Consider the following 18062-nt stretch of genomic DNA (forward strand, 5'->3'; position numbering starts at 1 on the left):
TGTACTGTGATGTACTACACCTTGTGATGTTATGTAATAGTGGTTTTTTGCATGAAAAATTTGGAGAAGCACTAAAAGTAGAGGAACTTATGTAGAATCTACCTAAACTATCATAAGCATGAGTGTCGAAATCATCTCCTACAAGGATATTAGTATCATCTATACCAATCTGTCTGGTCTCGCCAAAGAAGAAGGGTTCGAAGTGTTACAAGAAGCTGTCGATGTGATCAGTCAGTATCCTCCCAAATCAGTTTGTTCTCTAATAAATGTCGAAGGGATCAAAATCAACTCCGCTTTTATCGATGAGATAAAGAGAGTTGGGAAATCTAATGCACCCTATGTCAAAGGTACGGCAGCCGTGGGACTAACCTCTATGACTAAACTGATCGCACGAACCATGATCAAATTCACAGGGCGAAAGGCAGAACTCTTTGATACTGTAGAGGATGCCAAAGAGTGGCTTTATCTTGTGCATAAGGGAGAGAAATGAACAAATAAATACAGACGTATTCATTGTTTGTCGATAGGATATATAGTAACATTACTACAGTTAATATGTCCAAATACCATGTATGATATTAAAGCTGATGAGAAAAAGAACTTACTAGTATTGATATTAGAGGGCTTTTTGACAGACCAAGAGCTAATAGAAGGAGCTGATTTGTGCATTTCTGAAGCGAAAAAGTTGAGGCCTGGTTTTGTGGTAATCAATGATATCTCTCGCATGAAACCTGCTTCACCCCAAGGGGCACAAGAAATCAAGCGTGCCCAAGCATTTGTGTTAGGAATAGGTGTCACCAAAGTTATTCGAGTGACTGACAACCCTGTGGTCAAAATGCAGTTTAGCCGCACGGGCTCAGCTGCAGGTTATGAGGCGCTTGAGGTTTCTACTATGGAAGAGGCGCTGGCACTGTTGTAGATGGAAGTCGTCTTGTTTGATTCTATTTCGTATTTACATCTATGATTGAAGAAGTTGTTTTTAGAGACTTGAGAGCGGAGGATTGGACTCAGGTGGCAGGTATCTACCAGCAAGGGCTTGATACAGGAAATGCTACGTTTGAAACCGAAGTACCTAGTTGGGCAGAGTGGGATATCAATCATTTAGACACGTGTAGAATTGTTGCATTGCAGGGTGAAGAACTCATAGGTTGGGCAGCTCTGTCACCTGTTTCATCTCGCTGTGTATATGGAGGGGTGGCGGAGGTTAGTGTGTATGTATTGCTCCGTTTTTCGGGGCAAAATTTGCCGCAATCGGGTTGGCTGTCGACAGTGACGCTGATTCCTTTTACTTCTCCCGTGATTATGAAGATAAGTATACCCTTTGATGTCCCTGTGTAGATTGGCCTAATCTATGATCTCTATGATCGGTGGGTTTATCTTTACGACATGGCTAGCCAGTAGAATCTACCGGGTCAGTATTTTCATGCACGGCACCAAAGTCAATTACAAGCCCCTCGCCAAATGGTTTATGATGAAGAGCTGAGGCCAAGGTGTCAAACTAAGGGAAATCAGAAATACCCCTTTTAAAGACATGAATAAGAGAGAGTATATCCCTCTCTTATTCATGTTATCACTACATACTACTATGATAAATAAGATTGTAAATGTTCCCATGGCCCAGTAATCGCCAAAGTGTCTCCATTTTCTTGTACATTGACGAATAAGGTTTTACCAGAAGGTGAAAATACAGCTCCAGTCAGCTCTGAAGTAGAACTTCGATTACATGCAATAGGATATATTCGTCCTTGCACATCAATACCCCAAATATGGTTAAGATCACCATTGTCTTCGCATAAAACAACATCTCCCCAAGGAGCTAAAGTCAAGTTATCACACATGTTCAAAACAGTTTTACTTTCAGACTCTGCAAAAAGTTCCAATTTGCCTGGTTCTTTCTTTTCTTCACTCGTCCCCTCGTTAGGAGAAAGCCTGTATCTAAAAACCTGACCAAACTTACCTGGTCCTCCATTGGTGCATGCAAAGTATAATTCGTTTTGTCCAAACCACATTCCTTCTCCTCTTGCGAATCTAGCCGCTCCTTGTTTGAAACCTCTCAACCTCAGATCATCATCTGGAGACAGCACATCGTCAATATCCAGCCACTCTACATCCATAGGGTTTCTAAGTTTTATAGTCTTTTCATTCCAGTTACGAGTATCCAAACTTTTGTGATCCTTAATGGCCAATACTTGCAGCCTGCCTCCAGCGTGTAAATCACTCTTATTGGTAGGAATGAAACGATAAATCAAACCGTCTGATGTATCTTCCGTCTGATAAACTATATGTGTAACAGGGTCTACAGCCACTGCTTCATGATTAAATCTCCCCATCGCTGTGATAGGTTTAGGGTTGACTAACCCTGCACCTCTTACAGGTACTTCAAATACAAAACCATGATCCTTTTCAATATCTCCTCCAGCTCTTGTCACATCTTCTTCGCAAGTCAGCCAGCTTCCCCATGGTGTCATGCCCCCCGAGCAGTTTCGGTAGGTTCCAGCTAGACTCAAATATTGTTGTTCGACTTTTCCTGTTAGTTCATCATATACAAGTGTTGTTGTTCCTCCTAGGCCAGGTGTCTTTCCATTACCTGCATCATACATTTTAGTTGAATCAAACTGATCCAAATTCTCATTATTTTTGCCAAAAGGGCTATTCTCTAAAGGCTTGGGACTATTTTCATGGTTTCTTACGATCCCGATTTTCCCTTCTCCTAAATCAAATGCCCCCATCCCATCGGCTCTACCTGGCACCAATAAGCCATCATCCATCCTCTCTCCCGATCGAGAAATCACCCTGTATGAAAACCCTTTTGGTAAATCAAGGTATTTTTTTGGATCGGGTAGAAGTCCCTTATCTTTTCCCACCAATCCCCTAGCTGTTTCTTTTCCTGACTGGCTCAAACTACACCTAGACAATGCCACAAAACCTAATGTGACTATCGCGGATTGTCTGATAAAACTCCTTCTGCTTTTTTCTACCATAATTATCGTATTTCTCAAACCTGTTTGAAAAGAGACTTGCCTTCATAGACTAGATACAAGTTGAGCAAGCCTCCCTAAACAATGAAACTAATTTTTTATCTTATATTTATTTTTCACGTTACAACTACCAATAGATCCTTTCAAACAAAGATCATTTTAGCTCTATTGTTTTTGAAAAGCATCAAAACTATGATTTAAGACTATAGTTCTGACTTGATACCCTCTTAAAGCCAATAATTTCCATCTGACGCTTGCTGATTTCTACGATGGAAAAACTATTATTCTCCAATCCTGAATAATCAACCATACCAAGCTGCGTGAAATAATGAATGCCATTAATCTGCTGATGTCCCTCTCTATGGACATGACCATGGAACACCGCCATCACTTTTCCTGATGTCTCCATTAGTTGTTGCACTTCTTGGTAATTGTTGACATGATACTTGTGATCACCACTGTAGTACTCATATAGGGGGTGATGACAAAAAACAATGATGGGCAGTGTACCTCTGTTTAAGTCTGTTTCGAGCCACCTCAACTGACTTTGAGGAATATTGGTGTCCTGCCAATTGGCTCCTTCTGCATAAAAATGATCCCTCCCATCTGCATGGTAGTTGGCATCCAGTACCACAAAATGCACTCCTCCTAAATCAAATGAGTAATAACTAGACTTTGGATTGATTCCAGTGTTTTCTATCTGGGACAAAAATTGACTTTTAGTAATACTATCTACATCATGATTGCCCACGCAGTGGTATCGTGGGCCTTGGAATTGCGCATACTCTGACTCAATCCGTTTTAGATAATGCAATGTATCTTCCGAATGTTTCTTAGGGTCTTCATCTTTAAAATCTCCCAAATGCACGACAAAATCTACCGCTTCATGATTCATCGTACTGACAAACTCCTTCATTTTTCTCATAGATTCTCTATAGTATCGAGTCCCTGAGACCTCCCTATCTGCGTAATGTGAGTCCGTAACCATACCAAACCTCAGAGCACCCCCTTTCTTATAAAAGGACGAACCGCCCAAAAGTAATCCTCCAGCGAGAGCGGATGCATTCCATACAAATCGTCTTCTTGAAATCTTCATGATCAATCATTAAATAAGCCAGCTACCGAACTTTTTTTCTAGTAGCTGGCTGACAACTATTCAAACTATATATTATTCTATCACCACCCTTCGTTTGGAATCAACACACCATTACTGGCTGCCACCTCATGAGGAGGAATCGGCCATACGTCATGGATTTCTGGATCAAACTGCGGCCTAGCTGGCCATGCTTCAGAGCCATCATGAGCATGTAGTGGCAAAGCATACACCGCATCAGCATCTCCCCATCTGACCAAATCAAAATGCCTATCACTCCACTCTCCAGCTAACTCACATCGCCTTTCTGTTTTGAGTTCATCCATAGTTGCATTGCTCAATGCTGGAAGCCCTGCACGATCTCTCACTATGTTAAGTGGAATATCCCCATTCTTACCATCAGCAATCAGTGCTTCTGCTTTGATCAAAAGCACCTCTGCATATCGCATGAGTGGCACATTCAAGTCAGTCGATGGTTTATCCCCATTCGGGTTCAATCTCGACGGGTCACTGAACGGTTCTGTGTATTTACCAAACATGTAGCCAGTTTCGTTATTAGATGTCTGAGTCCAAGTGAATGCTTCTCCCATATACGTAAACACAGTTCCTTCTTTGAAGATCGTGACGTCACGTCTAGCATCTCCCGTTGCATATGCATCAAAAAGCTCCTTAGTTGGTTGATAATACCCCCAACCGTTGTACTTGCCCCAACCTTTATTTTCGAACATTACTCCTGGTAATATGCTACCTGTTTGTGTATTGGACACCACAGACCAGATGTACTCGTTACTCCAATTATTGACCGAAGAAAATACCGCCTTGTAATCTACTGCTGGATCATCCGTATCAATCAATTCGTGCTTATTCGAATTGATCACCTGATCCGCAGCCTCTACTGCTTTGGCATATTTGGAGGCATCATATTGCGCCCAATAGAGATATGTCTTAGCCATGTATGCGTAGGCCGCGGTCTTGTGTGCTCTCCCTCTATCTTCACTAGTATAGCTGTCAAAATAGGGTAAGAGTTTGGCAGCTCTTTCAAACTCTGCTACGATGTATGCATAATTTTCTATAACACTCTCTTCTCTAGGAATGTTGAACTGTGTCAAGTCTGCACGGTCAACAATCGGAATCCCAATATCTTCATTACCATAGTGATATGCCAAGTCCAGATACATCAGCCCAGATAGAAAATATGCTTCTCCCATAATCCTATCTTTCAAAGTCTGATCAATTTCCATGTCAGCCACATTATTAATCACATCATTGGCTTGTTTGATGACCTTATATTTTTTACTCCAGATATTGCGTGTATACCCCTCGTCACCAGTACAGATGAAATTTTTCATGTTATCAGGATCAGATTTAACCCTTCCTGTGACCATATCGTCACTAGCATTGACATACCAAAAGAACCCTCTCCCTACTAAATCATCATCAGTAAAAGCAGCATACAACCCGTTAGAAGCAGCCACTGCATCTCCCTCTGTCTTCCAAAAAGTAGCATCTGTAGGTGCTCCAATGGGCTCTTGGTCTAGAAAATCCTCCGAACATGAGCTTGACCAAAGTGCACAAAGTATCAGGAAACTATATTTCAATATTTTCATCGTTACGCTTTTTAATATTTTAAATAGATTGATGTATGGGATCAAAACTTAAGGTTGATTCCGAGAATAAAACTTCTAGATAAGGGGTAATACCCTTGATCAATACCATGATCTGCTATTACTTCTGGGTCCATACCTGAGTACTTGGTAAGTGTCAGCAGGTTAGACGCTGTGAAATACACTCTTAACTGGTCAATATTGACTCGATCGATAAGCGTACTTGACAGACTATACCCAATAGTTAAGTTTTTGATTCTCATGTATGATGCATCCTCTAGGTACCAATCAGACACTGTCCCAAAATTGTTGTTTTCATCTTTGACAGAGAGCCTTGGAATATCAGAGTTCATATTGGTGGGAGACCAAGCATCTTGGATATCATCCAGCATATTGTATCCTTGAGTAGGCTTAAGCGTACTAAATTTCAACCCGTTGAACACAGTCACACCTTGAACTCCTTGTATTTGTAGATTGAAGTCAAAATTCTTGTAATTAGCTCCTAAATTGAATCCATAGCTAAAGTCAGGGAAATTATCTCCCTTGAAGATCTTATCCTCCTCGTCCAATTTACCATCACCATTTTGATCAACAAATTTCAAATCGCCAGCTTGTGCCTGTGGTTGAACGACTAAACCATTGTTGACATAATTTTCCGCCTCTTGGTCTGTTTGAAAAATTCCATCTGTTTCATATACATAATACGAGTAGATCGCTTGTCCCACTTCAGTTCTCAAAGGCTGTAAAATACCTCGTACGCTATTGGAATGTGATATATTGGTATAGTTGTCTCCGAGGCTTGTCACCTCATTTCGAATTGCAGTCAGATTGGCAGATGCGTCAAAATGCAATTGGCCAACCTGATTAGTGTACCCGAGCATAAACTCCCAACCTTTATTCTCCACAGATCCGGCATTTTCCCAAGGAGCATTGCTGACACCAGCTGTACCAGATAGTGGTACCTGAAGCAACATGTCATCTGTGTTTTTGACAAAATAATCTGCACTAAAGTAAACATGGTTGTCTAGCATAGAAGCATCAATACCGAAATCCGTCTGAGTGGTCGTTTCCCACTTAATGTCTGGATTGGCAATACCATTGATACTATATCCAAAGTAATTGGTATACGACGCTGGATCACCCAAAAGGGCATTGGTACGAGAAAGCGTAATAGCAGTAGGGTAATTGCCCAAAGCACCTACGTTACCTAATTTACCCCAGCTCCCTCGTAGTTTCAAATCATTTAGCCAGTCAATCCCCTTCATAAATGACTCATTGGATATCCTCCAAGCCAAGGCTGCAGACGGAAAAGTCCCCCATTTGTTTCCTTCCCCCAGCTTGGAAGAACCATCTCGTCTAACTGTCACAGTCAAGGAGTATTTATCCATATAATCATAATTGAGTCTACCAAGTGTAGAAATCAAACTATTCACTCCTTTTCCTCCATCAGGGGCGTTGAAAGGGCCATTGGCATTAGGGAAATACTGCTGATCATCCTCTTCGCTTTGAAACCCCCTTGCACTCATTGAGAAATACTCGTAGCTATTTTCTTGAGCCATATACCCCATCAAAGCTTGAACAGAGTGTTTCCCAGCAAAGACCTTTTTGTACTCTAAGGTGTTTTCTATCACAAATTCGTTGACAATCCTGTTTTCTTGATACAACTCATTGTAGTCAAATATCTTCCCAGGTTCTGTGATTTTGGAAGTGAAATCCTTAATTGTAATGTTGTTTCTATTGATACCCATATTGAGTTTATAGGTCAATCCATCCATGATTGTGAGTTCAGCGAAAGCATTCCCAGACATGGTAGTCGACGGTCTTCTGTTACTGAGGCGATCGAGATAGGCAACTGGATTGATCAAATCACCATATGAACCAATGTACTGACTTCCGCGTGGTGCAACGCCCCCATATAGGCCTGACTCTTTGTCTTCCCAGATTTTCGCACTCGCTGGATAGTACAGTGCGGTAATGATCGCTCCAGTATAGGCATTGGCGGTACTCACTCCATAGTTTCCGTTGTTAAATTGGACAGAAAAATTCTCCCCAATTTTCAGTCTTTTCCCCACATAAAAATCACTATTAAGCCGAGCAGAGAATCGCTCCGCATACGTATTGAGTAAAGTCCCTTCTGTATTGCGGTAACCAAACGAAGCAAAAAAATGACTATCCTCATTCCCTCCTTTCACAGAGAGATCATAGTTCTGAATGACACCTGTTCGGAATATCTCATCCATCCAGTCTGTTCTCGTTACAAAACCATCAGGGTTTTTCTCCATGGTGATGTAATCACGCCCAGCATAATCAGCAGCAAATCCAGCATTATCAAAAGCCTGGTTCATCGTCTCAGCATATTCCTTTGCATCAAGAGAAGTCAATGTCTTCCATGCCTCTTGTACTCCGCTATATACATTCAAATCAACAGTGGGCTTTCCTGTCTCTCCTTTTTTGGTCGTGATGATCACTACTCCCGCCGCTGCTCTAGCACCATATATTGCAGAAGCCGAAGCATCTTTTAGTACGTTGATCGAAGCTATATCTGCTGGGTTAGGCATAATAGCACCCGGAAGCCCATCTACTACATAGAGTGGCTCTTCGTTAGAAAGTGTACCTATTCCACGTACACGTACCACTGGCTGGGCAGTCGGATCTCCTCCGTTGTTGAGTACTGTCACTCCTGCAACGGTTCCTTGCATAATCTCTTGTGCGTTGAATATTGGACGGTCGTTCATCTGTTGTACCGCTTTAACCTCTGATACTGCACCGTTTACATCCTTCTTTTTGGTACTACCGTACCCAACCACTACTAGCTCTTCCAGTGAAGTGACGTCTTGCTTGAGACTGATACTGTAAGAACTGTTTTCTCCAAGAATAATTTCCTTAGATTCATACCCAATGTAGGTGACGATTAGTATTTCTGCATCCTCTGGGATAGAAATAGAAAATCGCCCATCTACATCGGTAATCGCTCCAACCTGCGTACCCTTTAGCACTACACTCGCGCCAATAAGAGGGTCTCCTAACTCGGCCCCTGTGATTCGTCCCGTAACTGTTCGGTCTGCTACAACTTCAATTCTAGAAACTGCACTTGCCTCTTTCTCTACCTTAAATACTAAGATTTGATCGTTTACTCTTTTAAATCTTAAATTCTCCTTTTCAGCGATATGCAACAGTACTTCTTCTAGGCTCAAATTATTTGCGCGAAAAGAATATTTAGACTTTGACCGCAGTACGTGACGATCATACCCAAATTCAAACTGTGTTTGCGATTCCAGTTCAGTGAATACTTGCTCTAATGAAGCAGCCTCTAATACAAAGCTCAATTGTACTTCATTCAATTTTTGGCTTTTTACTTCACTAGCCAATATAAACTGCATGGCAATCAATTGAATGAGAAAAACATGTAGTGCTTTCTTTGATAACAACATCAGTAGGTTTAATAATGATGATTTCATAATTTTGTTTAGTTATTAATGAGTTTTCCGGATGGCCATCCGGATTTGAATTAATTGTTCTGAACCCGATTCTGTTGGCGCAGTTTCGGGTTTACTTTTCTTACCTCGTAAGTCCAGTCATAAGCATTCTAGTTGTTTTGTTACATAGGCTTCTTATTTTGATTTAGTGACAGGCTCTACCCATCACTTTTACCTCTCGCTCTTTCATTTCATACTCTATTCCTGTCACTAGCTTGATCTGATCCAATACTTGCGTCAAGCTCAGTTGTTTAAACTTTATCTTCAAATCACACGCATTACTTTGTGGTTGATCAAAGGACACATCTACATCATACCACATGCTAATCTCTTCCATGGCTTTCTCTATGGTAGTGCCCTCAAAATTCAATACGCCATCTTTCCATGCTAAATAATTCTCTAGGTCGACTTGTCTATGGGTCCATTGATTACTCTCCCCATGGTATGCTACCTGTTCCCCTGGTACCAGGTCGACAGATTCTTGATCACGCGATACATTGACACGACCAGTTGCGACCGTCACTTCCACTTGCTTATCTGATGGGAAAGCATGAATATTAAAAGATGTTCCTAATACCTTGGTGTGGATATCTCCTGTGTGGACCACAAAAGGCTTATCTGGATTTTTCTTGACTGAGAAGAAAGCTTCGCCACTTAGAGAGATCTCTCTAGTATTCTCAAAGACCTCTGGATAGATGATACGACTCCCTGAGTTGAGCTGGACGACCGATCCGTCTGGTAGAGTCACAGTGAGTTTTTGTCCTCTCTCTGTTGTCTTGATTACCTGTGCTACCTGAGGTGGAGGTGTCTTCGAGATAAAATACCCACTCAACCCTAAACCGACCACCAACAAAATAGATGCGGCGATTTGCAAAAACATCCTCTGCGGCACGTGGCGATCTCTAATCTCAGAATTAATTCGTTGATTGAGAGCAGTAAATATCTCTGCTCTTACTTGAATTTCACTCGTACTATATGACATCTCTTCATCCCTCTGAAAAGAATCAAACAGTAAGTGCAATACTTCACGTTCTGCTTGAGTGCATACTCCTTGTTCGTATTTTCTCAAAAGCTCTTGTAGCTTCTTTTTGTCCTTGAGTCCCATATGCATCTATGTACCACTGGGAGGGAGTAACTACTGGTCGATTTTTATTAATTAATGATTCGTTGACTTTGGTAACAATCAGGTAATTTTTGATTAGATCAAAACCAAAAAAACAGTACCATGCCGGTAAGTGAAGTTTTGAGGTGCTTCAGAATCGTATGAAGGTACCATTCTACGGTACGCTGTGACAACTGTAGTTTAGTTGCAATTTCTTTGTTGGACAGATTCTGCACCCTACTCATCTCAAATACGGTACGGTACTTCTGAGGCAGCTCCCCCAGCTGTTGTTCTAATCTATCCCCAAGCTGTTTCAAATATATAGCCTCTTCGGTTGTATTCTCTTGAAGAATATCCTGAAACCGCAACTCATAAATATCAAGTGATGGTAATTTTCGCAGTTGCTTCAGGGATTGATACCTCACCGCCTGATACAAAAAGCCCGACAAACTCATGATATCATGTTGCTCACGGCGTGACCAAAAATCAAAAAATACTTCTTGAACCACATCTTTCGCGCTACTTTCATCTTTGAGGAGTTTATAGGCCGCGTGACACAAATCCTCCCAGTACCTCTCAAATACGATATTGAAAGCAGCTCGGTCTCCTTCTTTTATATAGGTGACCAACGTGTCATCGGATTTTTTATCTAATCTATCCAAAACTAGAGAAATGATTTTAAATCAAATTAATGCAATTATTGTCTTTTCTGTCCTAGTACGTCTATTAAAGAAAGGTTAAGAAATCTACCTACCCCCCCCCCTCCTAATTCTATGGCCGTTTGTAGATTATTTCTTTACTTTCACCGTGTCAACGTAATACTACAATGTCTCAAGGGCATCATAAATTTCGTTGAGAATAGAATCACATTACCTAAACAATTCTCTAGATCACTTACACTAGGGTTTTAGTATAAAGTAAAACTCAAAAGTGCATGTATTCACCTAACCTTGTGTGAACTCTGAATGTCCTAAATTATGATAGAAGTAGCGATAGCCCTGGTCAACATCCTGCTAAGCCCCTTTGGTTTGATTCTTTTTTTTATTTGCTTTTCGGGACCTTCCTATTTCACGCCCGACAGTACCAATACCAGCAAACTAAAGATCCAACCCTATGTGATCTACTCTATGGTGTATACAACCGCGGTATTGGGGATCAGCTATGGCATAGGCTATCTGCTCCTTGCTGATTTTGATGTATGCCAGGCTTACCAGCCTAAGTATTGGTGGTTATCTGTCATCGGCTGGGCTGTGACGTTATTCACCTTGCGTACTTACTTTCGTGGCATGGAAGGCAATATCATGGGCTTTATATTCTTTCCCATGATAGCGGTGACTTCCCTTGCACTGATAGCAGTCAACGTCTCCAGTCTCTTTTCTCTTTCGGTCGATGTATCTGCGCCGACAGTTGATACCCGATACTTTTGGCTAGGCTTTGTCGGTCATGCCTTTATGCCTATCCAGCTCTTGCTATTCTCACAAGAAACTCAAAAGAATGGAAAAGCCATATCACAAACGGTGTTAGAGCAGCGCATTGTTCCTCTATTGGGAGTATTGATTTTTCAGATGCTACTTTTTGGTCTGCACTGGACTGCAGTGAAGCTCTTTGGAGAGAGACTTACTTTCGCTCAGTTTTTTGGTGAAGGAGAAAGTCTACTGTACTTTGTGCCCATGCTAGGCGGAGGTCTCTATTTCCTCATGAGTACGCTTGTCGCAAAAGAAAATCGCAACGATTCCAAGCTGTGGTCTATCGTGATCCTCCTCACTTTATCTTTTGGAGTTTTGCAATTATTCAATTACATCCGTATGCTGAAGGAGTGGTTTTAGGTGTTAGTGCACAGGGTAACAAGCGGATTGATAAGGTCATGGCGGTGGTGTCATACTTTCAGTGAAACGATTGCCTGAATTCAGAAGGTGTAAGGTCTGTTTTACGCTTGAATAGTTTACTGAACGATTGTATGTGCTCAAAGCCTAATGTATAGGCGATTTCACTGACGGACAATTCGGTGGTCGACAGCCTTTCTTTTGCCAGATCAATCACCTTATCTTGTATGAAATGTTTGGTGCTTTTGCCTGTTAGATTTTTTAGCAAGCGACTTAAATAATTGGCAGATAGATTCAGTTCATTGGCAAAATACTGAACGGTTGGAATTCCCTTTTCTATCAAATCTTCTTTATGATAATAAGCACATAGCAATTCCTCAAACTGGGTTAAGAGTGTGTGATTGGTGATTTTTCGTGTGATAAATTGGCGCTGGTAAAATCGTTCGGAGTAGGTGAGTAATAACGCCAATTGCGCTATGATGACCTCTTGGCTAAAAGAGTCAATATTGGCTCGGTATTCTTGAGCAATACTATCTATAACACCGGCAATCATTTTTTCTTCTTTGTCAGACAAATGCAGTGCCTCGTTTATTTTGTAGTCAAAGAATTCATAGGCTTTTATTTTTTTCGCTAGGGGAGCATTCCAAAGAAAATCGGGATGTACTAGCAATAACCATCCCTTATGGTTCAACTCTTCATCCGTTCTGAATTCAAAAGAAAGTACTTGCTTAGGGGACATGAAATGCAGGATTCCTTCATCAAAATCATAGGACTGTTGACCATACTTTAATTTGGCATTAAAGTCCTTTTTTAAAGCGATGGAATAGAAATCATTCGTAATATTTACAGGATTAGTCTCATGGTGCTTTATTTCCTCAAATTTTATCACACTGATCAGTGGGTGCTCAGGCTTAGGCAAACCCATCACTTTATGGTATTCGGTGATGGATTTTATATGATAGGGTTTTGACATCAAGCAAAGTTGCGGTTTATAATCCAAAGAGTGTTTTTAATCCTTCTTTTAGTGTGGTTGGTTTGCGCCCTAGTTTGTTTTCTAAGTCATTGGTTGTTTCGTCTTCTTGTCCGTTTTTTATATCGGTGTTGAATTCTATTACTTTTTGGAGCATGGCTGCTGGTATTCCTGTTGGTCTCATTCTTTCTTGAAAAGCAGAAATGTCTACTGGTTGGTAATTCACCTCTTTCCCCGAAAGGGTGGTCAAAGCTTTGGCAATATCATAAAACGAATAGGATTCATTGTTTGTGAATTTGTATGTTTTGTTTTCACAAGCTTCATTTGAGAGTACATTAGCCATTGCTTCGCCCATTTCTTTTCTTAAGGCAAAAGCTACTTTTCCATCTCCTGCAGGTTGATAAATGCCCGTTTCAAACACTTTTTTACCCACAAAGAGCGGGAGTACATCCATATACAAGGTGTTTCTAAAAATGGTATAGTTTAGCCCGCTTGCTTTGATGTAATCTTCCGTAAGAAAATGTTCTTCCATCAACTGATGTGCCAATGTGCTTCTATTTTTCATGGCTCTACTCGTGTAGGCAATGTTTTTAACACCTGATTTTTTAGCGGTATCAATGATATTTCTGTGTTGTTGCAGTCGGTTGCCTTGATCGCCTGCTGAAATTAAAAGCACGGTATCTACATTTGCCATTGCAGTTTCAAGAGTGGACACATTATCATAATCGCCTCGAAAAACATTTATTCCTTTTGCTTTTAGCTCTAATATTTTTTCTTCTTCGCGAACAAAGGCAGAGATGTTTTGAGCTGGAATATTCTTTAATAAAGTTTCAATGACCGAACGACCAAGATTACCGGTAGTTCCTGTTACTAATATTTGCATAATGATCTGTTTTTGATTTATGCAAAGCTCTAGCGTGTATGGCAGATATTTTTAGTCAAATCTTGCTTTGTTGTAATCGTTTTAGGCTTTCAAAGAGGCGCCTTTGATTAATTGCTAAACGAACACAGCTTTACATCTCGTGAGTGGATGAATAGGTTTTTTTGATGCTATGACAACTAAAATTTTGAGATGAGTGTGTTTGGATTCCCTGTAAGCTTACTGTCAGCATATGGTTGCACTACGACAGCCTCCATCTTGCGCAAGGAGTCTCCCCATGTTGCACATGATGAGAAACATACTGAGGGAGTCCGTCTAAAAAACAAACGCACCGTAAGCCATCGGCCTACGGTGCGTCTTTATCTTGGATAGGACTCTGCTATCTTAGTGCTGTGGGTAGGTCAGGTCGAACCTGTCCAAGTTCATCACTTTGTCCCATGCTGCCACAAAATCAGTCACGAATTTCTCTTTCGAATCTGCTTGTGCATAGACTTCTGCCAAAGCTCTCAGTTCGGAATTGGATCCGAAAATCAAATCTGCACGGGTTGCGGTGTACCTCGCTTCCCCTGTCTTTCTGTCCAAGCCTTCAAACTCCTCTTGGGTATCCGAGGTAGTTTTCCATGCGGTACTCATATCGAGTAGATTGACGAAGAAGTCATTGCTCAGTGCATCCGTATTGTCTGTAAAGACTCCGTCTGACGACCCGTCATAATTAGCACCCATAGAGCGCATACCCCCTACCAAAACAGTCATCTCGGGTGCACTTAGTGTCAGCAATTGCGCCTTGTCAATCAATAGTTCTTCCGTTGGGATCTTGTATCTTGTTTTCAGGTAGTTTCTGAACGCATCTGCCATCGGCTCTAGCAATCCAAAAGACTCCACGTCCGTTTGCTCCTGGGTCGCATCCATACGTCCTGCTACGAAGGGGACTTTCACGGCATAGCCAGCATTGGCAGCAGCCTGCTCGACCCCAACCGTACCACCGAGGACAATCAAATCCGCAATAGACACTTTCTTTGCACCCGACTTGGCGTTGAAATCCCTTTGGATCTGCTCATATACTGTGAGTACTTTGGCCAACTGTGCCGGATTGTTCACTTCCCAATCCTTCTGCGGTGCAAGACGGATTCTAGCGCCATTGGCTCCTCCACGTCTGTCTGACTCACGATAGGTAGAGGCAGATGCCCATGCCGTGGTGACCAATTCTTGGATAGACAAATCAGATTTGAGAATTGTCGATTTCAAACTAGAGATATCCGTGCTAGAGATCAATGCGTGATCTACCGCTGGAATTGGGTCTTGCCAAATCAAATCTTCCTCCGGTGCTTCAGGTCCCAAGTACGTTGTCTTTGGTCCCATGTCTCTGTGCGTCAATTTGAACCACGCACGTGCAAAAGCCTCGTTGAATGTTTCTGGGTTTTCGTAAAACCCTCTCGCGATCTTTTCGAATGTCGGATCAAACCTCAAAGACAAATCTGTCGTGAACATCGTAGGCTTGTGCTTCTTCTCCGAATCAAATGCGTCTGGCACCAGCATCTTAGGGTCTTTAGCTACCCACTGGTGAGCACCTGCAGGGCTTTTGGTCAATTCCCATTCGTTTTCGAATAGATTGAAGAAGAACAAATGACTCCATCTCGTAGGAGTAGAGGTCCATGTCACTTCCAGTCCGGAAGTAATCGCATCTGCTCCTTTTCCTGATTTGTAATCGCTTTTCCATCCGAACCCTTGCTCTTCGATAGCTGCGGATTCTGGGTCATCACCTACATGCGTAGCAGGTCCTGCTCCGTGCGCTTTGCCGAGGGTGTGTCCTCCTGCGATCAGCGCAACAGTCTCTTCGTTGTTCATCCCCATGCGGCCAAATGTCGCACGGATATCCTCTGCCGCCAATAGCGGATCAGGGTTGCCGTTCGGGCCTTCTGGGTTCACATAGATCAACCCCATTTGCACAGCTGCTAATGGATCTTCTAGTTCACGGTCTCCAGTATATCTTTTGTCATCAGACAACCATGTCTTCTCTGCTCCCCAGTACACATCTAGCTCTGGCTCCCATGTATCTTCTCTACCTCCAGCATAACCGAAAGTCTCAAATCCCATGTCCTCTAGTGCGACGTTGCCCGTCAAGACCATCAAATCTGCCCATGAGATTTTATTGCCATACTTCTGTTTGATCGGCCAGATGAGCCGTCTCGCTTTGTCCAAGTTGGCATTGTCCGGCCAGCTATTGAGCGGAGCGAATCGTTGCTGACCAGAGCGTGAGCCTCCGCGCCCATCAGCTGAGCGATAGGTCCCAGCACTATGCCACGCCATACGGATAAACAAGCCGCCATAGTGCCCAAAATCGGCAGGCCACCAATCTTGAGAGTCTGTCAATACTACTCTAATGTCTTCTTTCAGTGCTTCGTAATCCAGGCTATTGAACTCCTCGATGTAGTCAAACTCTTCGCCCATTGGGTTGGACAAAGTAGAATGCTGGCGAAGGATACTTAGGTTGAGTTGGTTGGGCCACCACTCACTGTTGCTAGTCGCATTCATATTCGACTTGCTCTTTCGGGTAGCGCCCGAATTGCCGTCGGCATCCGCAGTTTCATGTCCTGCTTTCTCTTGGCAGGCTGGCAATAAAGCCACCAAGGCAAGAAGCGAGCAGAAGGCTATCATCTTTTTCATATACATAAAATTTAGTTTTTGGAATTTTATGTAAATGTCAACCTTCAGCACTGGCCATACCTCCGATTCAAAATGCTTTTTTCGATCATGATATCGATGTTGTCTATAAGAACAAAAGAATACACTCGATATTTTATCAAAAAACAAGCAAACAAATCAACATCATCTATTGATCGAAGCAACAGCTAAAGTGCTTTAAACGGTAAGAACCATAAATAAAATGCCTCCGCATGGCCTCTCCCAGACACTCGATGGCCAAACACTTCGCTCTACATAAAGTAGCGCATCCACGTCATATTTAGTCCAAAATCCTGTGTCTCAATACTCCCATCACATAGGAATGCCTAGAAATCCTTGTTGAGTTTGACGGCTAGCGAAGCGGTGATAAAAAAGTTGCTGTCAGAGAGTACCTCGCCGTTGTTGAAGATGTCATTTGGGCTACTGAAGTATCGGCCTTCTACACGACACATGACTTTCGGGTCAGGCTGGTAGTCGAGATTCCAGGAGACGCTGGTGGTCTTGAACCCCAGACCGCTGTCTGTCGACACAGCAATCTGCTGTGCATCGTTGAAGTACTCTCCACGCACAGCCGTGCCCCACTGGTCATCGATCTGGTAGTGCAAAATCGCTACCGGAGCGATCCAACTGTCGTAAGTAGAACTCTCTTTGGCGGTCTGCTGCCATCCCACATCTACGCCCGCGATGAGGTCTAGTTTGTCGGATAGTTTGAATGTCCCGAAGATGTCGTTGAAGTAGCGCATGCGTCGGGTCGCGTCTGGATCGTCCGACCCGATGAAGGTGCTCCAATTGAGGAGAATGTTGTCATTGGGCATATACTGTATCTGTGAGCCAAATGCCGGCAGACTGTTGCCATCGACACGCTGGATGTGCTGCCACCCGTTGGAGACGAGCGCCATGAAAAGCCACTGATCCGAGGGAGTGTAGGTCAACTTTGCCCCAGAGAGGAAGTAAGGAGATTCCTCCGCAACCAAAGAGCGAGTTAATGTGTAATTGTCCATCGATACGGCACTTTCGAACCCCAAGTTGGAAGCAAACACCCCTGCATCAAGCCAGAGACTACCCGATGCGTTGAGAGCTACGCCTGCGTATGCCTCGTGTAGATGCTGGAGCAGCTCTTGCTCTGGACTGTAATTGTCCTGCGCATAGGTGCCTGCCTGCAATGTCACCACGGCATGGTAACGATCATTCTCTACCGCCATTCGGATCAGGGCGAGATTGATGTTGAATTCGTTGTGACGGTTGTGGTTGTAGAAAAACGACTGACGATAACCTTGTGTCGGTCGATCAAAATCATAAGCATAATATGCATCCACAAAAGCACTGATGGATAGACCCAAATCGCTGTTTTCTTCCTTGTCCTGTGCCTGAAGGGCATGGAGTATCGTGAGACTCAAGAGTAGACTGAGTGCTCCTATTTTTCTGATGTTGTTCATGTCGGTTTTATAAAATGT

At 42.6% G+C, this 18062-nt stretch carries 15 protein-coding genes; 5 read left to right on the forward strand and 10 right to left on the reverse strand.

Annotation, left to right across the window (positions count from 1 at the left end; genetic code table 11):
- The first annotated feature begins 118 nt into the window (after positions 1 to 118).
- The 4 genes from BGP76_RS16520 to BGP76_RS20570 all read left to right on the forward strand — a co-directional run bounded on the left by BGP76_RS16520 (position 119) and on the right by BGP76_RS20570 (position 1483).
- On the forward strand, positions 119 to 490 hold the full coding sequence (locus BGP76_RS16520) for a hypothetical protein (protein ID WP_119845483.1): 372 nt from the start codon (positions 119 to 121) through the stop codon (positions 488 to 490).
- A gap of 78 nt (positions 491 to 568) precedes the next feature.
- Positions 569 to 919: a hypothetical protein gene (locus BGP76_RS16525; protein WP_119845484.1), complete on the forward strand. Its 351-nt coding sequence runs from the start codon at positions 569 to 571 to the stop codon at positions 917 to 919.
- Between the two features lie 41 nt (positions 920 to 960).
- Complete coding sequence (locus BGP76_RS20395; protein ID WP_185146855.1) at positions 961 to 1338, forward strand: GNAT family N-acetyltransferase; 378 nt, start codon at positions 961 to 963, stop codon at positions 1336 to 1338.
- A 13-nt stretch (positions 1339 to 1351) separates the two neighbouring features.
- Positions 1352 to 1483 carry a hypothetical protein gene (locus BGP76_RS20570; RefSeq protein WP_255416150.1) on the forward strand — a complete coding sequence of 44 codons (132 nt, stop codon included), beginning with the start codon at positions 1352 to 1354 and terminating at the stop codon, positions 1481 to 1483.
- 100 nt (positions 1484 to 1583) lie between these two features.
- On the opposite strand, the gene BGP76_RS16535 is transcribed toward BGP76_RS20570, so the two are convergent.
- The 6 genes from BGP76_RS16535 to BGP76_RS16560 all read right to left on the reverse strand — a co-directional run bounded on the left by BGP76_RS16535 (position 1584) and on the right by BGP76_RS16560 (position 10915).
- A complete protein-coding gene (locus tag BGP76_RS16535; RefSeq protein ID WP_119845485.1) occupies positions 1584 to 2981 on the reverse strand; it encodes an alkaline phosphatase PhoX in 1398 nt (465 codons plus the stop codon).
- A gap of 187 nt (positions 2982 to 3168) precedes the next feature.
- Complete coding sequence (locus tag BGP76_RS16540) at positions 3169 to 4074, reverse strand: metallophosphoesterase (RefSeq protein WP_119845486.1); 906 nt, start codon at positions 4072 to 4074, stop codon at positions 3169 to 3171.
- 80 nt (positions 4075 to 4154) lie between these two features.
- Positions 4155 to 5678 (reverse strand): RagB/SusD family nutrient uptake outer membrane protein, encoded by a 1524-nt coding sequence (locus tag BGP76_RS16545; RefSeq protein ID WP_119845487.1) that lies wholly within the window; start codon positions 5676 to 5678, stop codon positions 4155 to 4157.
- Between the two features lie 41 nt (positions 5679 to 5719).
- The gene (locus tag BGP76_RS16550) at positions 5720 to 9133 is read right to left on the reverse strand and encodes a TonB-dependent receptor (RefSeq protein ID WP_119845488.1); all 3414 of its coding nucleotides are present in this window, start codon (positions 9131 to 9133) and stop codon (positions 5720 to 5722) included.
- A gap of 163 nt (positions 9134 to 9296) precedes the next feature.
- Positions 9297 to 10256 (reverse strand): FecR family protein, encoded by a 960-nt coding sequence (locus tag BGP76_RS16555; protein WP_158584310.1) that lies wholly within the window; start codon positions 10254 to 10256, stop codon positions 9297 to 9299.
- A 98-nt stretch (positions 10257 to 10354) separates the two neighbouring features.
- Positions 10355 to 10915, reverse strand: a complete 561-nt coding sequence (locus tag BGP76_RS16560; RefSeq protein ID WP_158584311.1) for an RNA polymerase sigma-70 factor — start codon at positions 10913 to 10915, stop codon at positions 10355 to 10357.
- A 315-nt stretch (positions 10916 to 11230) separates the two neighbouring features.
- On the opposite strand from BGP76_RS16560, the gene BGP76_RS16565 reads away from it, so the two are divergent.
- Complete coding sequence (locus tag BGP76_RS16565) at positions 11231 to 12079, forward strand: hypothetical protein (RefSeq protein ID WP_119845491.1); 849 nt, start codon at positions 11231 to 11233, stop codon at positions 12077 to 12079.
- Positions 12080 to 12137: 58 nt separating this feature from the next.
- Here the strand turns inward: BGP76_RS16565 and BGP76_RS16570 are convergent, their stop codons facing one another.
- From BGP76_RS16570 to BGP76_RS16585, 4 genes are all read right to left on the reverse strand, one after another.
- Entirely contained in the window at positions 12138 to 13049 is a 912-nt protein-coding gene (locus BGP76_RS16570) for an AraC family transcriptional regulator (protein WP_119845492.1), read from the reverse strand.
- Positions 13050 to 13065: 16 nt separating this feature from the next.
- Complete coding sequence (locus BGP76_RS16575; protein ID WP_119845493.1) at positions 13066 to 13929, reverse strand: SDR family oxidoreductase; 864 nt, start codon at positions 13927 to 13929, stop codon at positions 13066 to 13068.
- 381 nt (positions 13930 to 14310) lie between these two features.
- Positions 14311 to 16590, reverse strand: a complete 2280-nt coding sequence (gene katG, locus BGP76_RS16580) for a catalase/peroxidase HPI (RefSeq protein WP_119845581.1) — start codon at positions 16588 to 16590, stop codon at positions 14311 to 14313.
- A gap of 344 nt (positions 16591 to 16934) precedes the next feature.
- On the reverse strand, positions 16935 to 18044 hold the full coding sequence (locus BGP76_RS16585; protein ID WP_119845494.1) for a porin: 1110 nt from the start codon (positions 18042 to 18044) through the stop codon (positions 16935 to 16937).
- Positions 18045 to 18062 lie beyond the last annotated feature (18 nt).

It is taken from the genome of Reichenbachiella sp. MSK19-1, assembly GCF_003590315.1.
GTDB lineage: Bacteria > Bacteroidota > Bacteroidia > Cytophagales > Cyclobacteriaceae > Reichenbachiella > Reichenbachiella agariperforans.

Excerpts from the sequence above, each read along its gene's own strand:
- BGP76_RS16520 (WP_119845483.1), top strand. The coding sequence starts at position 119 with ATGAGTGTCGAAATCATCTCCTACAAGGATATTAGTATCATCTATACC.
- BGP76_RS16525 (WP_119845484.1), top strand. The coding sequence starts at position 569 with ATGTATGATATTAAAGCTGATGAGAAAAAGAACTTACTAGTATTGATA.
- BGP76_RS20395 (WP_185146855.1), top strand. The coding sequence starts at position 961 with ATGATTGAAGAAGTTGTTTTTAGAGACTTGAGAGCGGAGGATTGGACT.
- BGP76_RS20570 (WP_255416150.1), top strand. The coding sequence starts at position 1,352 with ATGATCTCTATGATCGGTGGGTTTATCTTTACGACATGGCTAGCCAGT.
- BGP76_RS16535 (WP_119845485.1), bottom strand. The coding sequence starts at position 2,981 with ATGGTAGAAAAAAGCAGAAGGAGTTTTATCAGACAATCCGCGATAGTC.
- BGP76_RS16540 (WP_119845486.1), bottom strand. The coding sequence starts at position 4,074 with ATGAAGATTTCAAGAAGACGATTTGTATGGAATGCATCCGCTCTCGCT.
- BGP76_RS16545 (WP_119845487.1), bottom strand. The coding sequence starts at position 5,678 with ATGAAAATATTGAAATATAGTTTCCTGATACTTTGTGCACTTTGGTCA.
- BGP76_RS16550 (WP_119845488.1), bottom strand. The coding sequence starts at position 9,133 with ATGAAATCATCATTATTAAACCTACTGATGTTGTTATCAAAGAAAGCA.
- BGP76_RS16555 (WP_158584310.1), bottom strand. The coding sequence starts at position 10,256 with ATGGGACTCAAGGACAAAAAGAAGCTACAAGAGCTTTTGAGAAAATAC.
- BGP76_RS16565 (WP_119845491.1), top strand. The coding sequence starts at position 11,231 with ATGATAGAAGTAGCGATAGCCCTGGTCAACATCCTGCTAAGCCCCTTT.
- BGP76_RS16570 (WP_119845492.1), bottom strand. The coding sequence starts at position 13,049 with ATGTCAAAACCCTATCATATAAAATCCATCACCGAATACCATAAAGTG.
- BGP76_RS16575 (WP_119845493.1), bottom strand. The coding sequence starts at position 13,929 with ATGCAAATATTAGTAACAGGAACTACCGGTAATCTTGGTCGTTCGGTC.
- katG (WP_119845581.1), bottom strand. The coding sequence starts at position 16,590 with ATGAAAAAGATGATAGCCTTCTGCTCGCTTCTTGCCTTGGTGGCTTTA.
- BGP76_RS16585 (WP_119845494.1), bottom strand. The coding sequence starts at position 18,044 with ATGAACAACATCAGAAAAATAGGAGCACTCAGTCTACTCTTGAGTCTC.